The organism is Paenibacillus sp. G2S3, from assembly GCF_030123105.1.
Lineage (GTDB): Bacteria > Bacillota > Bacilli > Paenibacillales > Paenibacillaceae > Paenibacillus_AQ.
Map to the genome: position 1 here is coordinate 3,007,098 of NZ_CP126095.1, position 24,343 is coordinate 3,031,440.

Annotated in this window: 26 protein-coding genes and 1 pseudogene; 23 read left to right on the forward strand and 4 right to left on the reverse strand. The window is 42.7% G+C overall.

Features of this window, described 5'->3' with window-relative positions; translation table 11 throughout:
• The first annotated feature begins 1,215 nt into the window (after positions 1–1,215).
• On the forward strand, positions 1,216–1,614 hold the full coding sequence (locus QNH28_RS13100) for a DnaJ family domain-containing protein (RefSeq protein ID WP_283911727.1): 399 nt from the start codon (positions 1,216–1,218) through the stop codon (positions 1,612–1,614).
• 119 nt (positions 1,615–1,733) lie between these two features.
• Here QNH28_RS13100 and QNH28_RS13105 read toward each other — a convergent pair whose 3' ends face one another.
• On the reverse strand, positions 1,734–1,946 hold the full coding sequence (locus QNH28_RS13105) for a GNAT family N-acetyltransferase (RefSeq protein WP_283911728.1): 213 nt from the start codon (positions 1,944–1,946) through the stop codon (positions 1,734–1,736).
• Between the two features lie 2 nt (positions 1,947–1,948).
• Positions 1,949–2,116, reverse strand: coding sequence for a hypothetical protein (locus QNH28_RS13110; RefSeq protein WP_283911729.1), 168 nt, complete (start codon positions 2,114–2,116; stop codon positions 1,949–1,951).
• A gap of 280 nt (positions 2,117–2,396) precedes the next feature.
• On the opposite strand from QNH28_RS13110, the pseudogene hrpB reads away from it, so the two are divergent.
• The 8 genes and pseudogenes from hrpB (at position 2,397) to QNH28_RS13150 (ending at position 10,659) form a co-directional block, all read left to right on the forward strand.
• Positions 2,397–4,888 (forward strand): annotated as a pseudogene (gene hrpB, locus QNH28_RS13115) (ATP-dependent helicase HrpB).
• A 96-nt stretch (positions 4,889–4,984) separates the two neighbouring features.
• Positions 4,985–5,569 (forward strand): general stress protein, encoded by a 585-nt coding sequence (locus tag QNH28_RS13120; protein WP_283911730.1) that lies wholly within the window; start codon positions 4,985–4,987, stop codon positions 5,567–5,569.
• A 231-nt stretch (positions 5,570–5,800) separates the two neighbouring features.
• A complete protein-coding gene (locus QNH28_RS13125) occupies positions 5,801–6,667 on the forward strand; it encodes an NAD-dependent epimerase/dehydratase family protein (RefSeq protein ID WP_283911731.1) in 867 nt (288 codons plus the stop codon).
• A 26-nt stretch (positions 6,668–6,693) separates the two neighbouring features.
• Positions 6,694–6,822, forward strand: a complete 129-nt coding sequence (locus QNH28_RS13130) for a hypothetical protein (protein ID WP_283911732.1) — start codon at positions 6,694–6,696, stop codon at positions 6,820–6,822.
• 369 nt (positions 6,823–7,191) lie between these two features.
• Positions 7,192–7,473, forward strand: a complete 282-nt coding sequence (locus QNH28_RS13135; RefSeq protein ID WP_283911733.1) for a hypothetical protein — start codon at positions 7,192–7,194, stop codon at positions 7,471–7,473.
• A 105-nt stretch (positions 7,474–7,578) separates the two neighbouring features.
• Complete coding sequence (locus tag QNH28_RS13140; RefSeq protein ID WP_283911734.1) at positions 7,579–8,955, forward strand: winged helix-turn-helix domain-containing protein; 1,377 nt, start codon at positions 7,579–7,581, stop codon at positions 8,953–8,955.
• Complete coding sequence (locus tag QNH28_RS13145; protein WP_283911735.1) at positions 8,948–9,625, forward strand: LuxR C-terminal-related transcriptional regulator; 678 nt, start codon at positions 8,948–8,950, stop codon at positions 9,623–9,625. Before QNH28_RS13140 ends, QNH28_RS13145 begins: the two co-directional genes overlap by 8 nt.
• An 89-nt stretch (positions 9,626–9,714) precedes the next feature.
• Entirely contained in the window at positions 9,715–10,659 is a 945-nt protein-coding gene (locus QNH28_RS13150) for a GNAT family N-acetyltransferase (RefSeq protein ID WP_283911736.1), read from the forward strand.
• A gap of 53 nt (positions 10,660–10,712) precedes the next feature.
• On the opposite strand, the gene QNH28_RS13155 is transcribed toward QNH28_RS13150, so the two are convergent.
• Positions 10,713–11,603 (reverse strand): GNAT family N-acetyltransferase, encoded by an 891-nt coding sequence (locus QNH28_RS13155; RefSeq protein WP_283911737.1) that lies wholly within the window; start codon positions 11,601–11,603, stop codon positions 10,713–10,715.
• A 122-nt stretch (positions 11,604–11,725) separates the two neighbouring features.
• Here QNH28_RS13155 and QNH28_RS13160 point away from each other — a divergent pair, with 122 nt between their 5' ends.
• From QNH28_RS13160 to QNH28_RS13210, 11 genes are all read left to right on the forward strand, one after another.
• Positions 11,726–12,295, forward strand: coding sequence for a GNAT family N-acetyltransferase (locus QNH28_RS13160; RefSeq protein ID WP_283911738.1), 570 nt, complete (start codon positions 11,726–11,728; stop codon positions 12,293–12,295).
• Positions 12,296–12,809: 514 nt separating this feature from the next.
• On the forward strand, positions 12,810–13,169 hold the full coding sequence (locus QNH28_RS13165) for a replication termination protein (RefSeq protein ID WP_042187753.1): 360 nt from the start codon (positions 12,810–12,812) through the stop codon (positions 13,167–13,169).
• 93 nt (positions 13,170–13,262) lie between these two features.
• The gene (locus tag QNH28_RS13170; RefSeq protein ID WP_283912139.1) at positions 13,263–13,649 is read left to right on the forward strand and encodes a DivIVA domain-containing protein; all 387 of its coding nucleotides are present in this window, start codon (positions 13,263–13,265) and stop codon (positions 13,647–13,649) included.
• A gap of 213 nt (positions 13,650–13,862) precedes the next feature.
• The gene (locus QNH28_RS13175; protein ID WP_076286418.1) at positions 13,863–14,735 is read left to right on the forward strand and encodes a PRD domain-containing protein; all 873 of its coding nucleotides are present in this window, start codon (positions 13,863–13,865) and stop codon (positions 14,733–14,735) included.
• A 22-nt stretch (positions 14,736–14,757) separates the two neighbouring features.
• Positions 14,758–15,264, forward strand: a complete 507-nt coding sequence (locus QNH28_RS13180) for a PTS sugar transporter subunit IIA (protein ID WP_283911739.1) — start codon at positions 14,758–14,760, stop codon at positions 15,262–15,264.
• Positions 15,265–15,312: 48 nt separating this feature from the next.
• Positions 15,313–16,767: an N-acetylglucosamine-specific PTS transporter subunit IIBC gene (gene nagE / locus QNH28_RS13185; protein WP_283911740.1), complete on the forward strand. Its 1,455-nt coding sequence runs from the start codon at positions 15,313–15,315 to the stop codon at positions 16,765–16,767.
• 144 nt (positions 16,768–16,911) lie between these two features.
• Complete coding sequence (locus tag QNH28_RS13190) at positions 16,912–17,229, forward strand: hypothetical protein (protein ID WP_283911741.1); 318 nt, start codon at positions 16,912–16,914, stop codon at positions 17,227–17,229.
• A 173-nt stretch (positions 17,230–17,402) separates the two neighbouring features.
• Positions 17,403–17,921, forward strand: coding sequence for a sigma-70 family RNA polymerase sigma factor (locus QNH28_RS13195; RefSeq protein WP_283911742.1), 519 nt, complete (start codon positions 17,403–17,405; stop codon positions 17,919–17,921).
• Between the two features lie 53 nt (positions 17,922–17,974).
• Positions 17,975–19,096, forward strand: a complete 1,122-nt coding sequence (locus QNH28_RS13200; RefSeq protein WP_283911743.1) for a hypothetical protein — start codon at positions 17,975–17,977, stop codon at positions 19,094–19,096.
• Positions 19,093–20,055, forward strand: a complete 963-nt coding sequence (locus QNH28_RS13205) for an ABC transporter ATP-binding protein (protein ID WP_283911744.1) — start codon at positions 19,093–19,095, stop codon at positions 20,053–20,055. Before QNH28_RS13200 ends, QNH28_RS13205 begins: the two co-directional genes overlap by 4 nt.
• Positions 20,052–20,936 (forward strand): ABC transporter permease subunit, encoded by an 885-nt coding sequence (locus QNH28_RS13210; RefSeq protein WP_283911745.1) that lies wholly within the window; start codon positions 20,052–20,054, stop codon positions 20,934–20,936. Before QNH28_RS13205 ends, QNH28_RS13210 begins: the two co-directional genes overlap by 4 nt.
• Positions 20,937–21,027: 91 nt before the next feature.
• On the opposite strand, the gene QNH28_RS13215 is transcribed toward QNH28_RS13210, so the two are convergent.
• A complete protein-coding gene (locus tag QNH28_RS13215; RefSeq protein WP_042127276.1) occupies positions 21,028–21,354 on the reverse strand; it encodes a catDE operon transcriptional regulator CatR in 327 nt (108 codons plus the stop codon).
• Positions 21,355–21,548: 194 nt separating this feature from the next.
• Between QNH28_RS13215 and QNH28_RS13220 the strand changes: the two genes are divergently transcribed.
• From QNH28_RS13220 to QNH28_RS13230, 3 genes are all read left to right on the forward strand, one after another.
• Positions 21,549–22,328, forward strand: a complete 780-nt coding sequence (locus tag QNH28_RS13220) for a GTP cyclohydrolase II (RefSeq protein WP_283911746.1) — start codon at positions 21,549–21,551, stop codon at positions 22,326–22,328.
• A gap of 78 nt (positions 22,329–22,406) precedes the next feature.
• The gene (locus QNH28_RS13225; RefSeq protein WP_283911747.1) at positions 22,407–23,462 is read left to right on the forward strand and encodes an ABC transporter ATP-binding protein; all 1,056 of its coding nucleotides are present in this window, start codon (positions 22,407–22,409) and stop codon (positions 23,460–23,462) included.
• Positions 23,463–23,589: 127 nt separating this feature from the next.
• Positions 23,590–24,339 carry an ABC transporter permease gene (locus QNH28_RS13230; RefSeq protein WP_042193809.1) on the forward strand — a complete coding sequence of 250 codons (750 nt, stop codon included), beginning with the start codon at positions 23,590–23,592 and terminating at the stop codon, positions 24,337–24,339.
• The last annotated feature ends 4 nt before the right edge of the window (positions 24,340–24,343 follow it).

Sequence of the window (24,343 nt, forward strand, 5' to 3'; positions counted from 1 at the left end):
ATGGTTTGGTTAGGCGTCTGTACTATGTTGCGGACAGGGTGCAGAGAATGATGGTGTAGCAGAATGAACTGAATTTGGGAATAGGGGTTGCTGAGTCCTGAGCGATTTACGGTGATGACGCCGAGTATGCGCAGACGTTTCGGACTGTATTGCAGCTATTACGAGTTTTTGGTGCTTACTTTAACGGTATTGGACTGCATAGCTCTTATTGCCACATTTTCTATCAAAAGTAGAGTGGATTTGAGTAAATAGCTGCAACTGAGTCCGATAGCATAGCAAAATGGCCTGAATTTGCGAAATAAGGGCTCATGAGTCCGAATGATTCACGTTGGCGAGGATGTACTGACGTTTCTATGACGCCGAGTATGCGCAGACGCTTCGGACTGTATTGCAGCTATTACGAGTTTTGGTGCTTATGTTAACGGTATCGGACCGCATAGCACTTATCGCCACAGTTTCTTTCAAAAGTAGAGTGGATTTGAGTAAATAGCTGCAACTGAGTCCGATAGCATAGAAAAAGGCCTGAATTTACGAAATAAGGGCTCCTGAGTCCGGTTGATTCACGTTGGCGAGTATGTGCTGACGTTTCTATGACGCCGAGGATGCGCAGACGCTTCGGACTGTATTGCAGCTATTACGAGTTTTTGGTGCTTATGTTAACGGTATCGGACCGCATAGCACTTATCGCCACAGTTTCTTTCAAAAGTAGAGTGGATTTGAGTAAATAGCTGCAACTGAGTCCGATAGCATAGAAAAAGGCCTGAATTTACGAAATAAGGGCTCCTGAGTCCGGTTGATTCACGTTGGCGAGTATGTGCTGACGTTTCTATGACGCCGAGGATGCGCAGACGCTTCGGACTGTATTGCAGCTATTACGAGTTTTTGGTGCTTATTTTAACGGTATCGGACCGCATAGCACTTATCGCCACATTTTCTATCAAAAGTAGAGTGGATTTGAGTAAATAGCTGCAACTGAGTCCGATAGCATAGAAAAAAGGCCTGAATTTGCGAAATAAGGGCTCCTGAGTCCGGTTGATTTACGGTGGCGAGGAGAATTCATAGAGCGGAGAAGCATCGCTTTTTATAAGAGTACATTGCGGTACCTTGGTGTATATAGACAGTTTTTATGCTAAAATAGACGCAATTCTGCTTACCATACTTTTGCTTTGGCGAGGAAGATCATAGGGAGTGGCATTGGTGAAGGAGGCTGCGTATATGGGAATGATGTCCTGGCTGGTGGAGCAGCGGATTCAGGAGTCTATGCGTAATGGGGAATTTCAAGATTTACCTGGGCATGGCAAGCCGCTGGAGCTCGAGGATTTATCAGGTGTGCCAGAAGAATTGCGAATGTCTTTCAAAATCATGAAGAACTCCGGGCTAGTGCCTGAGGAAGTATCTTTGCGTGCGGAATGTGTTACCCTCGAAGGGTTCCTTGCAGCATGTCACAACAGCGGAGGTACTGAAACTAGTGAAGGCAAGGCAATCCGGGCAAAGTTGTCTTTGAAAAGGCTGCGTCTGCAAGAGCTGCTGCGTGAACGAGGCTTAGATAGTAACCCTGCTTTTATACAATACAGTATGCAAATACACGAACAGATGATTAAGGAAGAAGAATAACGCTAACTAATGTCCTTTCGTGTAGACATACGTATAAATAGTGTAATATAAAAAGGCATCTCTAAGTCGATTCAGACGAAAGAGCTGCCTTTTACATGCAATGCTTCACAAGCGTATTTTCATCTTACTTGCTTGAAATATACCCATTCTGGATCGCCATCATCTAAATTCTCAATGATTCCACTCCTTACAAAACCTAAAGAAAGACAGACCTGCTGCATGATCGTATTGGATTCATTAGTGGAGGTAAACAGCTTGGGGGTTGGAGAATGTTCTTCAATGTAACGAATAAGTGCACCGGCAATTCCGAGCCGTCTAAAATTGGGGTTCACAATTACGAGCTGAATAAAACAGCATTCAAAAAAGTGGTATCGTAATAAGCAAAACCGACAGGCTCATTGTTAATCGTTGCTACAACACATTGTTCATTTAGAATATATTGTTCGATTTTAGGTTTACGAATTTCGCTGCCAATGACCATACCGTCGATCTTACTGAGCATAGATAAATCTGAAATAGTGGCTTTTTTAAGAGCATCTTAGCAAGTCTCCTTTTTTAAAAAAATATGAAAGTATAAGTTTCAACCTAAATATTATATCTTTATATTTCTCGTATAAATGTTAACCGTCCTTATAGGGACACCAAAGGCGGTTATACTTGAAAGGGTAAAATGATATGTATAGTTTGTCTTGATCTTTGAAGTTTTTTCGCACATGATAAATAGGGTTTAGACCACATCAAAGGAAATCATAACATATTATTACAAACGATGGAGAGATACAATGAAACAGCTTCCAATTATACAGGTACTTCCAGACCTGAAAAACATACTTCGCTCATCGCGGGCGGCTATTCTGATCGCAGAACCTGGAGCGGGCAAAACAACAGGAACGCCTCCAGCATTTCTGGACGAGCCATGGATGGCTGGTAAAAGTATTCTTATGCTTGAGCCTAGAAGACTTGCCGCTAGATCAGCTGCAACTTACATGGCGTCCAATCTTGGAGAAAGTGTTGGACAAACGGTAGGTTATCGGATGCGGAACGACACTAAGGTAGGTAAGAATACACGAATTGTTGTAGTGACTGAAGGTGTCTTAACGAGGATGCTTCAGAGTGATCCATCGCTAGGGGATGTGGGTCTAATTATTTTTGATGAGTTCCATGAGCGTAGTCTTCATGCGGATCTGGGACTTGCTCTGGCGCTGGAAGCGCAGGCAGTGCTGCGTGATGATCTTCGGATTCTGATTATGTCAGCAACACTGGATAGTGAACGGGTCTCGGCTATGTTGGGCGATGCGCCAGTAGTTGATTGTCCGGGGCGAACCTATCCGGTGGAAACCATCTATGCCCCAACTACAGGGAATCTTCCGATAGAAAAATCGGCCACAGCCGCAGTGAGACGTGCGCTTGCTGAACAGCCGGGAGATGTACTTGTATTCTTACCGGGTGAACGGGAGATTCGCAGAACCCAAAATGAGTTGGAGCAAGGAAAACTACCTGATGGGGTCGTGCTGCGACTTTTGTATGGACAATTACCACAGGCTATGCAGGATGCTGCAGTGGCTCCTTCCATAAAGGGTGAACGCAAAGTCGTGCTAGCGACCTCCATTGCGGAGACAAGCTTGACGATCGAGGGCGTGCGAACGGTAATTGATACAGGGCTGCGTCGTACGCAGATCTTCTCACCACGTACAGGAATGCCTAGTCTTACGACGGTTCCGGTATCGAAAGCCTCGGCCGATCAGCGGCGAGGACGAGCCGGGCGGACAGCTCCAGGCGTATGCTACAGGCTGTGGAGTCAGGAAGAACATCATCGCCTTCCGGATGACAATGTGCCGGAGATTATGGAGACTGACTTAGCACAGCTCGCTTTGGAGCTGGCGCTGTGGGGCGTGCGCGATCCTGCCGCGCTGGCTTGGCTTGACGCGCCGCCCGCTGCGCCTTATGCGCAGGGCACCGCGCTGCTGCGCCAGCTCGGCGCGCTGGACGCCGCCGGCGCTATCACGCCGCACGGCCGCAGCATGGCCGCGCTTGGCGCGCACCCGCGAGCCGCGCATATGCTGCTGCGCGCGGCAGAGCTTGGCGCAGCACCGCTCGCCTGCCGGCTGGCGGCGCTGCTGCAAGAGCGGGACCTTTCAAGGGTCCCGCGGCACTAGATTGCGACCTCACGCTCCGCGTAGAGGCGCTGCTCCGGTTCGAGCGCTCCGCCGATACGGGCGGAGCGGACCCTGCGGCTCTGCGCGCGGTGGTGCGCGAGAGCCGCAATTTCCTGGCGCAGCTGCAAGCAGCGCCGGGCGAGACCGTAAACGACATCAGCCTCTGCGGGCTGCTTCTGTCGTTCGCCTATCCCGACCGTATTGGGCAGAAACGCGGCGATGGCGCGTTTCTGCTATCCGCCGGTCGTGGCGTGGCCATGCGGGAAGGGCAGCCGCTGGCACGTTCCGCTTATATTGTGGCTGCTTCCGTTGACGATCGAGCCACACAAGGTGCAATCTTGCTGGCAGCTGAGCTAGAAGAAGGACAACTGCTTAAATATCATGTGGATCGCATCACTGAGGATTCTGACGTGTATTGGGATAAAGAAAGTGGAAGTGTGAAGAAACGCCGCCGAACGATGCTTGACGCTCTTGTCTTAAAAGAAACGTCACATGAAAGACCCTCCGCGGAAGAAACAGCGAAAGTACTGCTAAGTGTAATCGCAGTAGATGGGATTAATATCTTACCGTGGGAAAAGGGAACGCTGCAGCTTCGTGAGCGGCTAATGTTTATGCACGCCTTACGTTCGGATTGGCCGGATGTCTCTGATGAAGCATTAATTGAGACGCTTGATGAATGGCTATTACCTTATATTCACGTTATGCGTAACTTGCGCGACCTTCAGCGAATCCCGTTATCTCGTGCGCTTGAGGGGTTGCTGGACTGGAATCAGCGACAGATTCTTGAACAGGAAGCACCGACACATATAACAGTTCCTAGTGGTTCGCGTGTGCCCGTGGACTATGCTAATCCAGCTGCTCCCGTACTCGCGGTACGATTACAAGAGATGTTTGGACAGATAGACACCCCTAGAATTGGTGGGGGAAAGGTACCTGTCTTGCTTCATCTTTTGTCACCGGCAAGAAGACCCATGCAGGTGACTTCTGACCTTGCAAGCTTTTGGCGTGGCACTTATTTTGAGGTTAAAAAGGATCTAAAAGGACGGTATCCTAAGCACTATTGGCCAGACGACCCTTTGCAAGCTATTCCGACCAATCGAACACGTCCCAAGAAATAACAGGGTCCTTCGTGCACTTGAAATTTTAATTAGATGTTTTGTCTTCAGCTTACAGGGTAATTAACTAGCGAAGACAATTACTAAGGAGGGCTTCAAGTGACTAAAAAAATCGTAGGTATCTTTGATACAGAACAAGAAGCAACCAGAGCAATTGAAGGACTTCACAATCAAGGGTTCAGTAATGATGAAATATCAGTAATCACACGTGATCGCGATGAGCTAAGACATATTTCGGATGATACAGGCACAAAAGCTCCCGAAGGTGTTGCAACAGGTGCAGCTACAGGCGGCGTATTGGGTGGTGTTACCGGACTGCTAGCAGGTATCGGAGCGCTCGCAATACCGGGGATTGGTCCTATTCTGGCAGCGGGACCTATTGTGGCAACGTTAACAGGAGTAGCCGTTGGTGCAGGTGCAGGTGGCTTAGTTGGCGGCTTGATCGGTCTTGGCATTCCTGAGGATGAGGCAAAAGAGTACGAAGGATACGTTGAAAGTGGCAAGATCCTTGTGCTTGTTGAGGATAATGGACGAGGGTATCAAGCGCATGATGTGTTCCGAGACAATCGCTCACTAAATGCTCAGCGTTACGAAGGTGTCTATAACGAAGACACTCGACTAGGTAATTCGATGGCTAACAGAGCAGACCGAACGGCTGAAGTCTACAACCGCGATAAAGTTTAATTATGTTATTCAAGCTACTTCTAATATAAAAAATATATAAAGACTGCACCTCCTAGCGTTAAGCTATGAGGTGCAGTCTTTATTATGTATATGGTATGATATGGATAATAAACCAAATTATTAATAGGTATTTTAGAGATAACGGAAAATGAATAAAGTAGATACCAGGGCAGTTTTTTCTGATAGATAGCAATGTTTATGCTTTAGGAGCTGTTCTAAAGGAGGGCTTAGATGAAGATATTTGTAGCTGGTGCAGCGGGTGTAATTGGACGACTATTACTACCCAAGTTACTAGAAGCCGGGCATGAGGTTATCGGACTGACCCATAAGGAAGAAAATAGAGCATTTATTGAGAACTGTGGAGCACAAGCGGTAATCGCGGATGTCTTCGATCGTGAGGCCATATTTGCATCCATTCACAAAGCACAGCCAGAAGTGGTTATCCATCAGCTAACTTCACTAAGTCAGCGGAATTTCTCAGATAATTCTAGGATAAGAATAGAAGGAACACGAAATATTGTGGATGCTTCTCTTGCAATTGGCGTGGAACAAATGATTGCACAAAGTATCTCATGGGCATATGAAGCTGGAGAGGAGCCAGCTACGGAGAAAACTCCATTAGATGTGAAGGCTTCAGAGCCACGGAAAAGAACGATTGAAGGTATATGTTTACTAGAGAAGGCAGTTGCCGAGATCCCAAATCATGTGATCCTGCGATATGGTATGTTGTACGGTCAAGGGACTTGGTATGACACGAATGGCTTTATGGCCGAGGAAATTCGTCAAGGGAGAGCGACAGCGACTGATGCAGTTATGTCTTTCCTTCATGTGGAGGATGCAGCTAACGCGGCGGTGCTTGCTCTGAACTGGCCATCAGGCCCTGTGAACATCGTAGACGATGAGCCTGCTAAAGGAATAGATTGGTTAACAATCTATTCAGAAGCTATAGGTGCTCCTGCTCCTATTGTTCAAGAGGGCAGAGAAGGATGGGAACGCGGAGCCTCCAATACGAAAGCTCGAATGGATTATGGATGGAGTCCACTGTACCCGTCATGGAGGTCAGGGTTTGCTCGAAGCTTGAATGTTCAGAAAGAATGAATTCAGCTACTGAAAGGAAGTGTAGTATGGGTTTACTTCTTGTGATTTTGTTCTTTATTGGTTTAATTATGATGATTAGCAATCAATATGCGATGTTCAAGAAAATGGACGAAATGAATGAGACGTTAAGTGAAATTAATAATAAACTTGGTTAGCTAAAGTTGAAAAGGAGTGATGACGTGGGCTTGATTAAAAATTTCTCTTTAGTGGTCGTTAGTTTAATCGCGGATCTATGGTTTGGAATTGTACGAAAACCTGAGTTCTATGATAATCACGCGGTCACTACAACAAAGAGAGGGTATGTCCTATTTGTAACCCTTGCAGGTATGATAGCTGTGGGAACCGCCATTTGGCTATGTTACAGAATATATTAAGAAGAAAGCTGCCAATAGGCAGTTTTTTTTATGTAATGGACGTCAGCTTGCTAGAATGTTATGTTAATAATTACCAAAGTCTAAAAATTAAAACATTGAAGCCGCCTCTTACTTTGGGAATAACTAAGACATATACAAAGGAAGGATCCCATGAATTCTCCCTCTCAGCCCCCAATCGCGTTAACTTATTCTCAACAATCAATCATTGCCTCACGTGTCACTATCCCAAAGCAAGCATCCTATTATGTTCAACGCACAAGATTAATGTCCAAATTTATGGATGAAAATCGTGCAAAGGTGACGCTTATTGCTGCTTCTGCAGGCTTTGGCAAAACAACACTTGCTGCAGAATGGGGGCGCGTATCCATGCGGATGAAGTGGCTTGGTTATCACTGGATATTGCAGATAATCATCTCGTCCGTTTCTGGTTAAGTATACGTGCAGCTATTCAGAGAATCGCTTCGCCCTTCTTAAGTCGATTCGAATTGTTCCTCCAGTCTGTTCGTGATGGTTCAGTAGACTGCAATATCACTTCTATTGAATGAACTTTATTCCCTTCCAGGTGCAATTACACTCATTGTGGATGATTATCATACGATTACCAATCAATCGATTCATGAGAGTATGGGCTTTTTCATTGGGCATCTCCCAGCGAATGTGAAGCTTGTAATATTGAGTAGAACCCTCCCGCCGCTCGCTTTGTCCCGCCTAAGAGTTCAACAAGAGTTACTTGAACTGAGCCATGACGACCTGAGGTTTACGTTTGACGAAATGGATGAACTTCAGACTCAATCCTTGAGAGATCAGCTTACGTCGGAAGAGTTAGTATTACTCGAGCAAAAGACAGAAGGATGGGCAGCAGCTGTGATGGATCAATCCGATGCGGAGATTCTATTACAAGAGGCTGAAGAAGCGCGTCTTTTTATCATACCGTTAGATGACAATAGATCGTGGTTCCGGTATCATCATCTATTCGTAGAAATGTTAAAAACAAGATTATACAAAAAAATGAATTCAGCAGTAATTGCAAACCTACATAGAAGAGCAGCAATTTGGTACGACAAAGAAGGATTAGCCTTGGAAGCCATCCAGCATGCGTTTGAAGCAAAGGACTATGCGCTTGCTGCGTCCTGTATGGATCGACATTTTAATTCGATTATTAAAAATGGCGATGAATCTATATTGCTAGAATTACTGGACATGTTGCCTATGAAGAATATGATCATACATCCTGACCTGTTCTATTTTCAAGCGGAGTCGATGGCTGTTTCTGGACGAACAGATGATGCCAAACGCTTTTTACACAAGGTCGAGGGATTCATGGAAGAGGAATTCTTAATTCCAGAAAAAGAACAAGCTCTAATTCAAATGCGATTGGATCTTTATCGTGCTTCTATTGCCTTTTATCAGGGGGGCGTAGATACGTTCATTGAACTGTTGGATCAGAACAGAGAAGGTATAGAAAGACTTGCTTCTATAGTAAAGGTAGTGAATGTAGGGGAAGCCCTTTTACTACGTGGCCCGATAGGATTCGGTGGAAGATTAAAGAAGATGGCTTATTTATCAGCTAAAGTCTCAACATCTGAGGAAAGAAGAGCATTGATTCATTTTGCATTACAAGGACATGGGTTTCTATTTTTGTCGGATTTATTTTATGAATGGAACCGTCTTGATGATGCTGGAGTCCAAGTGGACAAAGCGCTAGTCATGTGTAATTCCTCGGATCAAGTTAGCGTATGGGTGCCAGGGGTTATTTTACAATCGAAAATTCTAAAAGCTTTGGGTCACGGTGAAGAAGCGATAGACACATTGCAAACTGCTATAAAAGAACTGAAACACATCATTCCCACGCTGGGAAAGGTTGCTCGAGGCTGCACATATTCGGAATTTACTCTCACAAGGTCTTGTGAATAGTGGGGAAGAATGGCTTGCGAAAAGTCATATTAGTTCGACCGATAAGCCTAATGTCACTCGGGAATATGAACAAATCACGCTCGCGCGTATACTGATGGCACGTCAAGCGTTTACTGAAGCGATCCCTTGGCTTAACAAGCTGCTAAGTGAGGCTAGACGAACAGATCGAATCGGCAGTCAGATAGAGGTTTTGTTGCTACTTGCCGTGTCTTATGAAAGCCTAAGTAAGGATAGTCTTGCGTATAAGGCTTTAGAACAGGCCTTTGAGCTTGCTGAGCCAGAGGGTTATATCCGAATTTTTCTGGATGAAGGCGTGCCACTCATACGGTTGCTGCAACGCTATTTATCAGATCGGAGCGCAGCATCTGGTTATGATTATGTCAATCATTTACTTCAGGCTTATAAGCTGGAGCCGTTAAATAACATCAATTCTAAGGCTATAAGAGCGACGGATTCTTCGATACAGTTCCACTTTACAAAAAGAGAGCAAGAGCTCATGTATTACATTGTCGAAGGACTTTCTAATGATGAAATTGCAAGTCGTTTATTCCTTTCTCCAGGAACCGTCAAAAGATACATTCACAATATATATCAGAAATTAGATGTTAAAAATCGTGTGCAAGCCGTTTCTATGATCAGAGAACAACAATTGCTGAAGTTTAGTAAATAATCATTATAAGTGTTTATTACCAATCATTTACTTAAAGAAGTGATACTATGAAAGATAGAAGGTGAAGTAGCAACGAGGAGGAATTGTACATGCAATTAATGGGATGGTCTGTGGATGAAATATCTTATGATTTAAGTAATGATTATTCAATTCGTAAGGCTGAATCGGAAGAGTGGGGAGTGTATTGCTCCATTTATTATAATATTCAATATATTGGATTTTTTAGAGAAGATGGGTTCAATTCTGCCCAAAGGAATGCTTTTTGGATCTATCAAGGGGAGTCTAAAATAGGTGGAGTAAGGATGTCGCCTAATCGGATTTATCATTTATTTGTTATTCCACCGTTTAACGATACATTTGTGGTGCTTAAACTTCTAAAAAGGCTTTTGATCTATTGGTCTGACCGAACGGAGCCTATAAAAACCTTCGAGGTTCTACCGGATCAAGTTCATTTATTTGCGCGGGCAGGATTTTGGCCTGATGAGTTCAGATGTCGCTGGATGCAGCGTCCTACAGATCATTTCGAGGTGGAATGGAACGAAGAATTTAGAATTGAAAGTCCACAGATCGAAGATGATGGAAAAGGAGCTAAACGCTTTATTCTTGAAGATCAGATCGCCGAGTGTAACTATGCAAGCTTTGATGGAAGTCTTGAGGCGACTAGAAGAAAACACTTCTCTTATGAAGATTTTATTCCTAGTGAAGAACCGAATTATACTAATGAAGCATTACTTACGGCGTCAACGCTTGTGTATGATAGGAAATCGGGACAGTTAATTGCGAATTGTCTCTTGGGTTTACAAGGCGATTACGCAGCAGTTTACAGCATCGGTGTAATCCCTTCTTATAGAGGTAAAGGGATAGCGACATTGATGTTGAAAAGAGGACTCAATCTCCTTAAAGATAAATATCCTTTCCTTAGATTATATGTCATGGAAGGTAATGATGCGGAGTCTGTTTATTTAAATCTGGGATTTGTTCCTGGAGTACAAGAGATACAGAGTATGTATATTCCTGTGAACGATCAAGCATAAACGCCACGTTTTTTAATAAAAGGGCTGCCGGATGGCAGCCTTTCTCATCCTATCTAGCCATGTGAAGTTATGGGAAACATGAATTGTTTAGGTAGTTCTGTTAAAAATGGACGCACAAATAACGTATCCTCACTCTGGGGAATTAATTCTGCCTTCATGTGATCTAGGGCATAATCTGGTGTGAAATAAAAATGTATAGCCTCAGTTTCAGGAGAAATAATGCTATTCAATATAGCGTTAATATCTATACTTTTAGTACTGATAATATCAAAAATATGAAGCTGATGATCCTCATGTCTAAAGATCACTACGACGTCGGCTTCTTCAATATAGTAAAAAGAATCATGGAAAGGAAGGATAAAATAAAACAGCAGCTGATGTTCATTGTTTATAACGCTGAGTATAGAGGACACAGGTACTCTTTCTTCGGCGAACTTTTTTATCATGGTCAAATCAACGGAATTATTCATTGCTAATTGCTGCACAGAGTGGGTTTTAGACGTTTGATTTCTAAGATGAGAAGCGTTAATCGAAAAGCTACTTTCTTGCATGCGTTCAAACCCGAATTTAGGATAAAAGTCCAAAGCACTGTCGTTTGCAAATAAGTAGATAAAATCACATTCCTGTTCGTACATAGCGATAATATGATCGATTAATTTTCTCGATAGTCCTTGCATGCGATAATCAGGATGTGTCATTACGGTGCCAATTTGAATGGCGTTATACTCTTTTTGATTTAAAATAATGGTCATTTTATTTATGGACGCATTCGCTATCACCTGATCCTTATCGATAAAGGAATAACAAATATACTTGTCATTCCAGCCCCCTTGTTCAACCCAAGGCGTAAAATCAATCCCAAAGATCGATTTAGCTAAGGCATTGAAGCTTTCTCTATATTTTTGGATATGTTTATAGTCGCTGACCAATTGATAATTGCTCATAAGTAAGCCTCTTTTCCAAAGTATTTTTTCATAGTCACGTTTAATGGTTATATCTTACTACATGGTTATAAAGTAATGTTTATTATAAAAAAACTATCCCAATATTACTTGGAGGCCAGAAAATGAGAGAGATAGATTATAGCAATTATTACTGGAAAGATGACCAAATTAGATTGCGATCAATACAAGAAGGGGATTGGGAAGGCTATTATACGAATCGATTCGATACTCCAGCGCGGCGACTGTTACAGTGTGCTGTTGAACTACCACCCACCATTGCCGAAGCCAAAAATTTTGCGGAAACCTACGCTGAGTTCTCATCCGATAGACTAATGTTTACGATCGAAGATTTGCATGGTGAAAATGTTGGTGGAGTAAATCTAAATAGCATTGACGAGAAAAATGGGACGTTCAGTATCGGTGTGCAAGTGGATAAAGACCATAGAGGTAAAGGATATGGAACGAGAGCTATAACGATCCTCTTAAAGTATGCTTTTTTCGAGCGACGGCTAAATAAATTCAATGAATGTGCGCTTGAAGGCAATGAAGGTTCTATAGCGATGTTAGAGAAGGTCGGCTGCGTTCAAGAGGGCGTGCGGCGAAAAGTCATTTACACGAATGGACGATATTATGATTTGATATTGTTTGGATTGACGAAGGATGAATTTATGGAGAGAAACGTTATGGAATAGAGGATATAGATGCTAGGATAACCCAACGGTAAAGTTAGCAGAGTGACTTATAGACAATGAACTTCGCCAGCTAATGTCTGGCTCGATTAACTGTTGAAGCTAACGGACCCAGATGGTCTTATTTGTGAAATTTTAGCCTTTTGAGCATAGTTTCGGACTCCAATACAGCTATTCATAAGGAATAGCTGTATTTTTGTTGTTTTTTATGCCAATAGCGTCCGTGGGGGCCGTTAACAAACCAAAAGGGGGAAAATGAAGTGCTTAGGGTCATCTGGGTCCAATAGCGTTTTCCGCACTTTCATCATATGAAAAATTCACAATAGAAAAGTGAAAAAATAACTCTATCTAGTTACTTACATAAAACTCATCATCCATCTCTACTAAATTTCTATACTAATCGGAAAAAGTGAACCCACTATCACATTTCAGGTTGTGAAAGTTGGAAAATAGTGCTTATACTAGAGTTATAGAAGGTAAGATTAGCCAATAAGGATACAACATGAGGAGGGTTTATATGGCGTTTATGATTGCTCAACGGGCTTTTATCAAGGTGTATCTTATAACAATGGTAGAACAACATCGCGGGTATGGATACCAAATGCTTGAGGATTTACGTAGAGATTTCAAGGCACATGGATATTCCCCTCCACAGAGCGAAATCTATCGCGCCCTGCATGAGCTGGTACAGCAAGGGATTTTATATCGTACTAAACAGCTGAAAGGGAATGACCCGAAGGTGGATTTTCAAGAGATCGTCTTATATCATTTTACAACTGATGGAGAAGAGAAAGCGAAGCTATATAAGAAGCAGGTGAAGACGGACCTAGATCGCTGCTTAGGTATTTTGAACAAGGCTGTTGCGGATAACTTCTAGAACTGGAACTATAGTTATATTTTCAGGATGCTCTCACCCTGTTATAATGGTTACTGCCGGATAATTGGAGTATATACTTGGAGGTAACAAATGATGGATGAACATATGAAACGTCGATTAGACAAACAACGCAAGCTCTTCAGCCAACTTGGCATCACTTTAGATGCTCTGACCATACATGAAAAAGAATTCAGTATGAAGCTTCGTGGTTACGATGCGGAGGAAGTGGATACATTTTTAGATAGCGTAATCAAGGATTACGAGCGTTTTTATGCAACGATCGCTGATCTGATGGATAAATGGCAAGAGCAGCAGCTGGAGATGCGAGAATTGAAATCAGAAACTAAAGTCACTGAGGTTATTCAAGTTCCAGTGCTTCGAGGCATCGATCCAAAGGAATTAGAAGAGGTCATTCTAAAACTGGAGAACAATGTTCGTCAGCTTAAAGATAAGCTTCCCCAAATTGAAAGCTATTTATAAGTAATGAATTTTGAGTTCAGGAGCTGCGCTTGACATTTATAAATTTACCATTGACGAGTTAGCAGTTCATGACTTATGATATGTTCATAAATGATCATTTATATTTTAGTGGCGTGTTACCGTTAAGGGCATGAGCCAAGGATTGTCTTCATCTCGATGAGACATTTCTTGGCTTTTTTTGTTCCTAATTGACGATAATATGGGAAAGGAGTGATGAGCTTGTCGCGGGAGATCGAGCAATTTCAAGTACAGCGTGTGATTGGGAACAACGTTGTAATGGTTCAGGGAAGCAAGAACGGCAAGGAATATGTCATCATCGGTAAAGGCATTGGCTTTGCTGTGAAAGGTTCAGGTGTAATTGAAGGAAACGATCCTCGTATTGAGAAATTGTTTCGTCTAGAAGACCGCGAATCCTGGAGTCAGTATCAAATTTTGCTGGAAGACATAGATCCCAAAGTGATGAAAATAACTGATGAAATAATTGCTGATATCCAAAGTCAATTTCCTGACAAATTAAACGACAAGATTTATTTGGCACTCCCGAGCCACATTCAATTCACCATTTACCGTCTGCGCAACGGGATGGATATTATTAATCCTTTTTTACAAGAAACTAAGATGTCTTTCCCGAAGGAATTTGATATCGCTTACAAGGCATCAGAGAAGATCAATGCTGAATTTCAGGTGCAAATTCCCGAAGACGAGGTTGGATTTCTTACTTATCATGTGTACTCCGCAGTTAACAATGTATCGGTGGGTCAGCTAGTAAAAGCATCTAATATCGTGAGTGAACTTCTAGACATGATTCAGCAAGAACGTAATATAACTTTTGAGCATGGCAGTATGAATCATATTCGATTAATGATCCACTTACGGTTTTCACTGGAACGTATTTTGAAAGGATCACTAATAGATAATCCTTTTGTGAAACATATTAAGAAGGAATACAAAGAGGAATACAAGTTATCTCAAAAGCTCGGTAAAGTGATGCAAAAATCTCTTGGTGTAGATATTCCGGAAGAAGAGCTGTGTTTCCTGGCGATGCACTTACACCGATTATTTCAGACTTTAGTGAAACAAAACTAACATCTTAAGAGGAGTGGAGCATATGTTTTCCAAATGGAAATCAAAAAAAGAAGAGAAACATACTGGACATACAATCGAAATCATGGCACCAATCAGCGGAGAAGCTGTTTCATTATCAGAGGTTCCCGATGAAACCTTTGCTGGTGGTCATATGGGTAGCGGGATTGCGATCAGACCTTCCGAGGGGATACTAAAAGCTCCTTTTGATGGCACGGTTGCTCATATCGTGAAATCGAGTCATGCAGTTATTCTGGAACATTCCTCCGGTGTGCAATTGCTGTTACATATCGGAATCGATACTGTCAGTCTTAAGGGCAACGGATTTGTCAGTCATATTGCCTCTGGAGATCAAGTGAAGGCAGGTCAAACCTTAATCGAATTTGATCTGGACGTTATTCGCGCAGCAGGCTGTGACACAATTTCACCTGTAATCGTGACTAGTACGGAGGAAACACCACCTCAAGTGAACGGACATTATGGTCAGGTTACAGCAGGACAGGATCTGATTCTTACAGTGGCTTCAAAGTAATAGGCTGATACAGCATTACTACTATTGAATTGAAAGGATGAAATTGTTATGTTGGCTTTTCTACAAAAATTAGGTAAGTCGCTTATGCTTCCAGTTGCTACTATGCCTGCGGCAGCTATTCTTCAAGGGTTTGGATTGCTTGACTATGAAAAAGATTTACATCTAGGATCAGCAGTTGGGGGATTCCTGAACCAATATTTTGCTCCATTTCTAAACGCCGGTGCGGATGCTATCTTCGGAAATCTTGCTTTGATCTTTGCAGTTGGGGTCGCCATTGGATTTGCCAAGGACGCGGTAGCAGCCTTGTCAGCAGTAATTGCATATATGGTACTGACCAAGATTTTGGCTGTTGTACCTCTTCAGTTCTCCTTCATCAATGATGATGTGAAGTTGAATATGGGAGTACTTGGTGGTATTTTAACTGGTGCTTGGGCGGCATTTCTGTATAAGAAATATCATAATATAAAGATGCCAGATTGGCTTGGCTTCTTTGCAGGTAAACGTTTTGTTCCAATCATTACAGCAGCATCCACGATGGTCCTTGCGGTATTGATTGGTATGGTCTGGAGCCCTATACAAGATGTAATTAGTGATTTCGGAAACTGGGTTGTATCTTTGGGAGCTGTAGGAGCTTTCATCTTTGGTACAGCTAACCGCTTATTGATTCCGATTGGACTTCATCACGTACTTAATACGATAGCTTGGTTCCAAATTGGTGACTTTACGAATGCAGCGGGTGAATTGGTACATGGTGACTTGTATCGTTTCTTCGCTGGAGACAAAACGGCTGGAATGTTTATGACTGGATTCTTCCCAATTATGATGTTTGCGCTTCCAGGTGCAGCACTTGCATTTATTCATACTGCTAAGCCGGAAAAACGTAAAATGGTTGCTTCCATCTTCATCGGTTCTGCCATCGCTTCTTTCTTAACAGGGATTACAGAACCACTTGAGTTCTCCTTTATGTTCTTGGCACCAGTGTTGTACTTAGTGCATGCTTTACTTACTGGTTTCTCTATGGCGTTAATGTACATTCTAGATGTTAAGCTTGGTTTCGGCTTCTCGGCTGGTTTGATTGACTACCTAGTGAACATGAAGCTATCCACTAATGCATGGATTCTTATCCCTGTTGGTCTGTGCTTCTTCGTTCTGTACTACGTGTTGTTCCGCTTTATCATCACGAAGTTCAAGCTTAAGACCCCGGGTCGAGAAGATGATGATGATGCACTTGTAGCACCAACTGGAGGTAACGGAACAGGTTCAGCTGCTTCTTCCAAGGCTGCTCAAATTCTTGAGCACATCGGTGGACCTTCAAACATCGAGAATATCGACGCTTGTATTACACGCCTACGTCTTATCGTTAAAGACGACAAAGCTGTTAAAGATTCCGCACTGAAGCAACTCGGCGCTTCAGGTGTAATGAGACTTGGTCAAGGTGCTGTACAAATCGTATTTGGTCCGAAATCGGAGCAATACAAAGAAGAAATCGAGAAGTTATTATAACTTAACATACTCCGTTTAAGTTTATTAGCAAGGGCTAGTCCGCATACTAGCCCTTGTTTTTTTGTATACTTATAGGGAAAGTGTTGCAATATACACAATACCTAGTATAATACTTGGTATAAACATGCGAAGGAGTCGGTACATATGTCAGTCGACGATTATCTGGACCTTTTAAATTATGCCAAAGCAATTAACGATGGACAGTGGCAGGCTGACATCATAGAGAGTTTAAAGAATCTTAACACAGTATCGGAGGAACCTCAGGTTCAAGAAGAAAGTGTGATAGAATTATGGTCACAGTTTGATTCCGTTAACATATTGATCATGAAATTGTTTGAGAAGCTCCGTAAGAATGAAGAATCAGATGAAGTGTTACATTGGAAAGAACAGCTGCTAGAGCTTAAGCTGGAGCGGAATATATTGTCCAAGAAGATTCTTAACCGTTATATTCGAATTCGATAATTGGGATCAAAATAGATAGGTATGACAAATAATGAAGACAGTTACCTTATTAATTAGGGGCTGTCTTTTTGTATGTTTTAAGATGGGTTATGATAATTCTGAAGAATTCTGATACAAAAATGTACTGACAGTCGTCTTACTTATAGCTGCAGCTGATAAGGAGGATTTACACGATGGCAATTCCGGAATCCGAAATTTTTAAAACAATATTTTATGAACATTATCCTGTTGTCAAACGTAAGCTGACCGCTTTAGTACGCGATGAATCGGCAGCAGATGATTTGGCTCAAGAAGTTTTTTTGAGATTGTACCGCAATCCACCAGATGATCCAGCAGCGCTGGGTGCCTGGCTTCATAGAGTCCTTACCCGCATTGGATATGATTATCTGGACAAAAAAGCGAGGGAACGGCGGCTGCAAAATAAACAAGAGCAGCTATATGATGCCAGTGAATCACCCCCCTCGGGTGAAGAAATTATTATTAACAAGCTGGATCAAGAGGATGTACACATCTGGCTGAATGAACTGCCTGAAAGAGATAGACAAGCGCTTCTCCTTCGGTACTCTGGTTACAGTTATGTGGAAATCGCGGGAGAGCTTGGAATAAGACCTCCAGTAGTAGGAACCTTGCTACACCGAGCGACAGAGAAACTAAGACAAAATGCAACGAAGGCGATACCCCAGACAAAGTAGACATTACTCGAAGAGCAGCTACGAAGTAATCTTTTAATTCAGGAGGTACAATAATGACTAATTATTCAGGAAAGCAAGATAAAGATAAGCAAAGTACAGATGAAGCCTGGGCCAAGCTGCAGAGCAAGTTAGAGAAAGAGTCTTATAATCCTCAATGGGCAAAATGGAGTCAAAATACGGAGACTAATACTGAGGATGCTATTAACTTTAGTCAGCCAGCAAAAGTAGAGAGTGTTGAATCAGAGTCAACACCAACGGTAGTACAGGACATACTTGTAGCAACCCATGATAAGCAAGTAAAACGTCCGCGTAGATTGCGTATGAACCGTCGCCGTAAGTTTGGAGCAGTTGTAGCAAGTGTAGCTGTTTTTGCAGTCATACTCGCGACTCCGATAGGCAATACAGCAATGGCATCCCTTCTGAATCAGTTCCGGATGGAACAGGTTACGGTTGTACACGAGAGTGATCTGCGTAATATTTTTACACAAGTCGCTGAAGACGGTGAACTCAATCGATCAATTAATCAATTCGGTGAGTTTACAAACGCTAGCGGGGCTTATATTGGTGAGTTGCCTGCAGATGAGCTGAAGGCAACCCTAGGCTATCCAGCGAAAAATGCTGCTTTAGGGGAAGGGAAGAATACAGTTACGGTAGGTGCTTCACAAGACATCACGCTTAATCTTAAGGTTGACGAAGTGAACAAAGCCTTAAAAAAAATTGGAGCAGAGCATTTGCTGCCCGAATCGATTGACGGCAAACCAATTACACTTCATATCCCAGAAATTGTGAATTACAATCTCTCGTCAGACGAAACGCACTGGGCAAGTCTGTCGCAGATGAATACACCTGTACTTAACGTTGATCCTTCTATTAAAGTGGAAGAAGCTTTGGAAGCTGTTGTAAATTTTCCGCTGCTGCCAGATTACTTGAAGACTAGCTTAATGCAAAGCCGGGTCTTATCCGGAGAAATCCCAATGCCGTTAATCGCTGGAGAAAATACGGAGCAAATAACTGTGGGTGATACTTTGGTTATTGTTGACAATTATGAATACAGCCGCGGTCCTGTATATCAAGCTACATGGATTCAGGATGGACAGCTATTCAATTTGTCAGGTGAGCTCTATTCGAGTAAAGAGAAGCTTATGACCAAGGTTCAGGAGCTGATTGAATCATGAGTACCGCAGCAATAGAAGCCAAGTCCCTAACTAAAGAATATGATAACGGGCGCGGTTGTCGAGATGTAACTATTACTGTAGGGAAAGGGGAAGCCTTTGGCTTCCTCGGCCCTAACGGTGCAGGTAAAAGCACCTTTGTAAAAATGCTAGTAGGTCTTATTCATCCATCAAGTGGCAGTGCGAGTCTGTTCGGTCATAAAATTGGTTCAACGGAAGCTAAATCAGTTATCGGATATTTGCCGGAATTGTATCGTTATCAGGAATGGCTGACGGGTGAGGAGGTTGTAAGGCTTCATGCAAGATTATGCGGAATGCAGCGGTCTGTAGCAGATAAGAGAATTCCACAACTTCTTGATGAGGTTGGGATTGGTAAGCGTGGACGAGACCGAGTGAAGCATTACTCTAAGGGAATGCAGCAAAGACTGGGATTAGCTTGTGCACTTGTTAATGAGCCGGCTATCGTATTTTTGGACGAGCCCTCATCGGCACTAGATCCAATCGGACGTCAGGAAGTCCGACGTATATTACAGAATCTAAAAGAAAAAGGGGTTACGATATTTCTAAACTCTCATCTTTTAGAGGATGTTGAAGTACTTTGCGACCGAATGGCGCTACTGAATAACGGAGTTATTCTCCGGCATGGTAAAGTGTCCGAGGTGTTAAACAAGCGTATGAGCTGGCGATTTAAAGTAGGCGGCTATGCGCCTATTTTATTGTCGTGGCTAAAAGATCAGACAGGCTTGCAGATCCGGGTGTCTTCCCATACCGAAGAATCCTTAGACAGTAGTAGGGTTTGGTTGGAAGCGGAGCTGGAAAGTGAAGAGCAGGTGGGCTGGCTAAATACACTAATTGTCGAACAAGGGATGACCTTATATGAAGTTTCCCGTCAGCAAGAACGTCTGGAAGAGTGGTTTATGAATGCTGTATCAGGACTAAGCCACAGAGGTGAACACGAATGAGAATTATTATAGGTATGACCTGGAAGGAACTACTGCGCAAAAGAGTAATGGTGCTGACATTACTTATGACCGTGGTCTTTCTTATTGGGTTTTGGTTCATTGCGGGTACGATCGGGCAAAGTTCTATGTCTCACGGATCAAGTATTCCTAGCGGAGAAGAACTTCTTATTCGTTTTACAAATGGTTTATTTATTTTATCGTTTGGATTTTTCTTCGGAGCCTTTGTAATTGCTTTTTTAGCTATTTTTAGTTCATTCTCCGCCATTTCAGGTGAGGCAGAGCAGGGAGTGATGCAAGCCCTGCTTCCAAGACCCATTCCACGCTGGAAATGGTATGCAGGTCGCTGGCTAGGTTATGTAACACTGGGAATAGGCTATGCGCTTATCTTATTTATTTCTATATTGCTAATTACGCAAGCCCATGCCGCAGTTCCAAGAGATGGATTAGCGTTATTCAAATCATTTCTGCTCTTTTCTTCCATCGTACCGTTGCTAATAACTGTTTCTATGCTGGGTTCAGGATTCTTCTCGGCCCTTGGAAATGGAGTCTTTATGACGATGCTTTATGGGGCAGGATGGCTAGGAGGAATGATTGATAAGGTAAGTAGTTCTTTATTATCTGAGCCCGAAGCACTTAGCACTCTAAATAATATGACGGGTATAATGTCCTTACTTATGCCTGTAGATGGGCTACAGCGCAGAATGACTGCTGAACTGTTTAGTATTAACGAAATGAACGGGATGTTTAATGCTTCCAATCGTCTATTTGGATTAGATAACTTCACCTCAGTCCCATCTAATACCTTTATCGTCTATGCGATCTTCTATACACTATTCGCGTTCTTAATCGGATTGTATCGTTTTCAACGGAAGGATCTGTAGCAGTTTAACAATACATCGAAGAACTTAAAATGCCCTTTTTGTTGCCGGATTTACGGAACAAAAAGGGCTCTTCAAGTTAGTATTAGCCGGATTAATTTGTAACACCAAGCTCAATCCAGTCCGTAGACCAATTTCCAATTTCACCAAGTATAGGAGCCAACGCTGTACCTTTTGGAGTAAGTGAGTACTCAATACGTACTGGCATTTCTGGATATACGGTTCGCTCAATAATACCTTCGATTTCCATCTCTTTTAGTCGGTCAGATAATACCTTGCCACTTAGATTGGAAAGACAGCTTTCAATTTCGCCAAAACGACGTGGACCTGGCATAAGCACGAATACGATCAGCGCGACCCAACGTTTACTTAGCAAGTCTACCGCTTTTTCAAAGCGAGGACACATGTTGAAATCATTCATAATATCACCTCGACATTCATTATATCATAAACTTACATAAAGTAATTATAAATATTTAAAGATATATTATAACTTGACGAAGTTATATTACAATGATAAACTTACTTACAAATAGTTACTTATATTTTAACTAATATTCGATCCTTAAGTTTAGCTATTGCTAAGCATCGATGGACATTGAGGAAGGTGTACCCATGATTAAACCAGATATTATTTCTATCCTACAAAATAAAATTACTCGAATTCCTTTAGAAAACAGTACAAATATATTAGTTGGACCGATTACTTTACCCGTGAATTTAGACGGAGAGACCGTTACTTTTAAATGGTACAACTGGCTAAACACGACGGATGTAGAGCTTCTTGGTGATAATAGTGAAGCAACCGCCGCTTTGATTTCAAAGTTACCATCCATGAGCCTCGCAGATGGTCAGCAATCCAGTGTTTTAGTATATGGTGATTTCGAAGGTTCAGATGAAGCCTTGATTCGGATGCACAGCATTTGTCATACCGGCGATATTTTTGGCAGTAAACGTTGTGATTGTGGCTTCCAACTGCATCAGTCCATGAAAATGATCGTCGAACACGGTTCAGGTGCGTTATTCTATCTTGCTAACCATGAGGGTAGAGGCATTGGACTGTTTAGCAAATCTTTAGCGTATCTTTTACAAGAAGAAGGATACGATACAGTTGAGGCTAATTTAGAGCTGGGTTTTGTTGATGATTCAAGAAATTATGAAGAAGCGATTAGCGTTCTACAACATCTACGTCATAAACCAGTCACGTTAATTACGAACAATCCGAAGAAACTGGAAGCTCTCAAGGCTGCAGGAATGAATGCTGTGAAAAGAGTAGCGCTGTGGGGAGATGTATCTTCTTTTAACGAGAAATACTTACGTACCAAAGTGGCTCGTTCAGGACATTTAGAGGCAGTGAAAGAAGCGAATCCAATTGTAGGAAGACTGGCTAAGTAAAAATTGAGGTAGTGCTTTTGCACTTCTTCAATTATAATGGGTTACTGGAACCCAACATTAAGCTTAGTGAGGTACAATATGACTGCTATTCAAGTACAAGACTTACGCAAAACATTCAAAGTACAAAAAAACCGCGAAGGTCTCAAAGGGGCCTTCGCTGATTTGTTTAAAAGGGAGTATACGGAAGTAACTGCTGTGAAGGATATTTCCTTTTCCATTCCCGAAGGTGAAATATGTGGTTATATCGGCGAGAACGGTGCTGGAAAATCAACCACGATCAAAATGCTCACGGGTATTCTCGTACCAACTTCAGGAAATCTTACGGTAGGTGGTTATGTTCCTTATTTGGAGCGCGAGAAATTCGTGAAAAATATCGGTGTGGTGTTCGGGCAACGCAGCCAGCTATGGTGGGACATCGGGGTGATTGAATCCTTCCAGCTGCTGCGCAAGGTATACCGGGTATCTGAACAAGACTTCAAGAAACGGCTGGATGAATTGGTCGAAAGATTGCAGCTGCAAGAACTACTGAATCGTCCTGTTCGTAAGCTCAGTCTCGGTCAGCGGATGCGTTGTGAATTAGTCGCAGCATTACTTCATAATCCATCGATTGTATTTCTGGATGAGCCAACCATTGGCTTAGATATTGTGGTGAAGTCAGAGATCCGTGAATTCCTTAAAGATATGAACCGTGAGCATGGAACAACCATACTGTTGACTACACATGACCTGCAAGATATTGAAGCCCTTTGCTCGCGGGTGATTATGCTTGACGATGGTCGAATTATTTATGACGGCGGACTAGAAGATCTGAAACAGCGCTGGGGAACTGGACGTGAAGTTCAATTTCAATTCGGAAATGCAACGAAACGGCAATTGCTTGAGCTTTGGACTGAAGGGATGCCGGTTACTTGGTCTGCAGAGAACGATCTTGGAGCATCGGTTTGGATACCGCTGGATATAAATGTATCCGATGTTTTGGGACGGGTAGTAGGGAAAGCCGACATTACTGATATCAAAATCATTGAGACCAATACAGACGATATTGTTCGTAGTATTTATCAATCCGGGTCTGCGGACAAACCAGATGAAATGGCAGCCGCTCTGAAGGATGAAAGAGAGGCTTTACATGTCTGATAAGCTTAATACTGCAACAGCAATGTCTTCGACCTCAGGAGGTTCATCTTCAGGTGGTCCTCCAGAGAATAGTCGTAGATTACTATTTGGGGCGTACTTAGATTTTATACGCATCCGGTTCCTTACCATGCTTGCTTATCGGATTAACTACTACTCAGGTATTCTTATCTATTCACTGAATATCGGGGTTAACTATTTCACATGGATGGCCATCTATGGAAATGGAGATTCGCTGGGGGGCTTTACCGCAACACAAATGACGTCTTATGTCGCAGTTTCTTGGATGGCTCGCGCGTTTTATTTTAATAATCTAGACCGTGAGATCTCTACGGATATACGAGACGGAAGTATCGCTATTCAGTTTATAAGGCCTTATAACTATGTTTTAGTCAAAATGATGCAAGGACTTGGAGAGGGAATGTTCCGCTTCCTCTTATTTATGATTCCTGGTATGGCTATAGCGATGTTGTTGTTCCCGGTTCAATTACCGACAGCACCATCTGCTTGGGCGGGTTTTCTTGTAATGCTCTTTTTCAGCTTTTTGATTAATTCACAGATCAATATTATTACTGGGCTCTCGGCTTTCTTTGTTGAGAATAATGAGGGCATGATGCGTATGAAACGGGTAATTGTTGATCTGTTCTCTGGTCTGATCGTGCCGATCAGTCTGTTTCCTGACTGGCTCTCTTCTATACTTAAGGTGCTGCCGTTTCAGGCGATTACTTACTTGCCAGGTTCTGTATTTACAGGACGGGTGCAAGGGGTTGGGATTTGGAATGTACTAGGGATTCAGATCGTTTGGTTCCTAGCCTTACTGATTCCAATTGTCTGGTTATATCATGCGGCGCGGCAGCGTCTCTTCGTGCAGGGAGGTTGAGGAA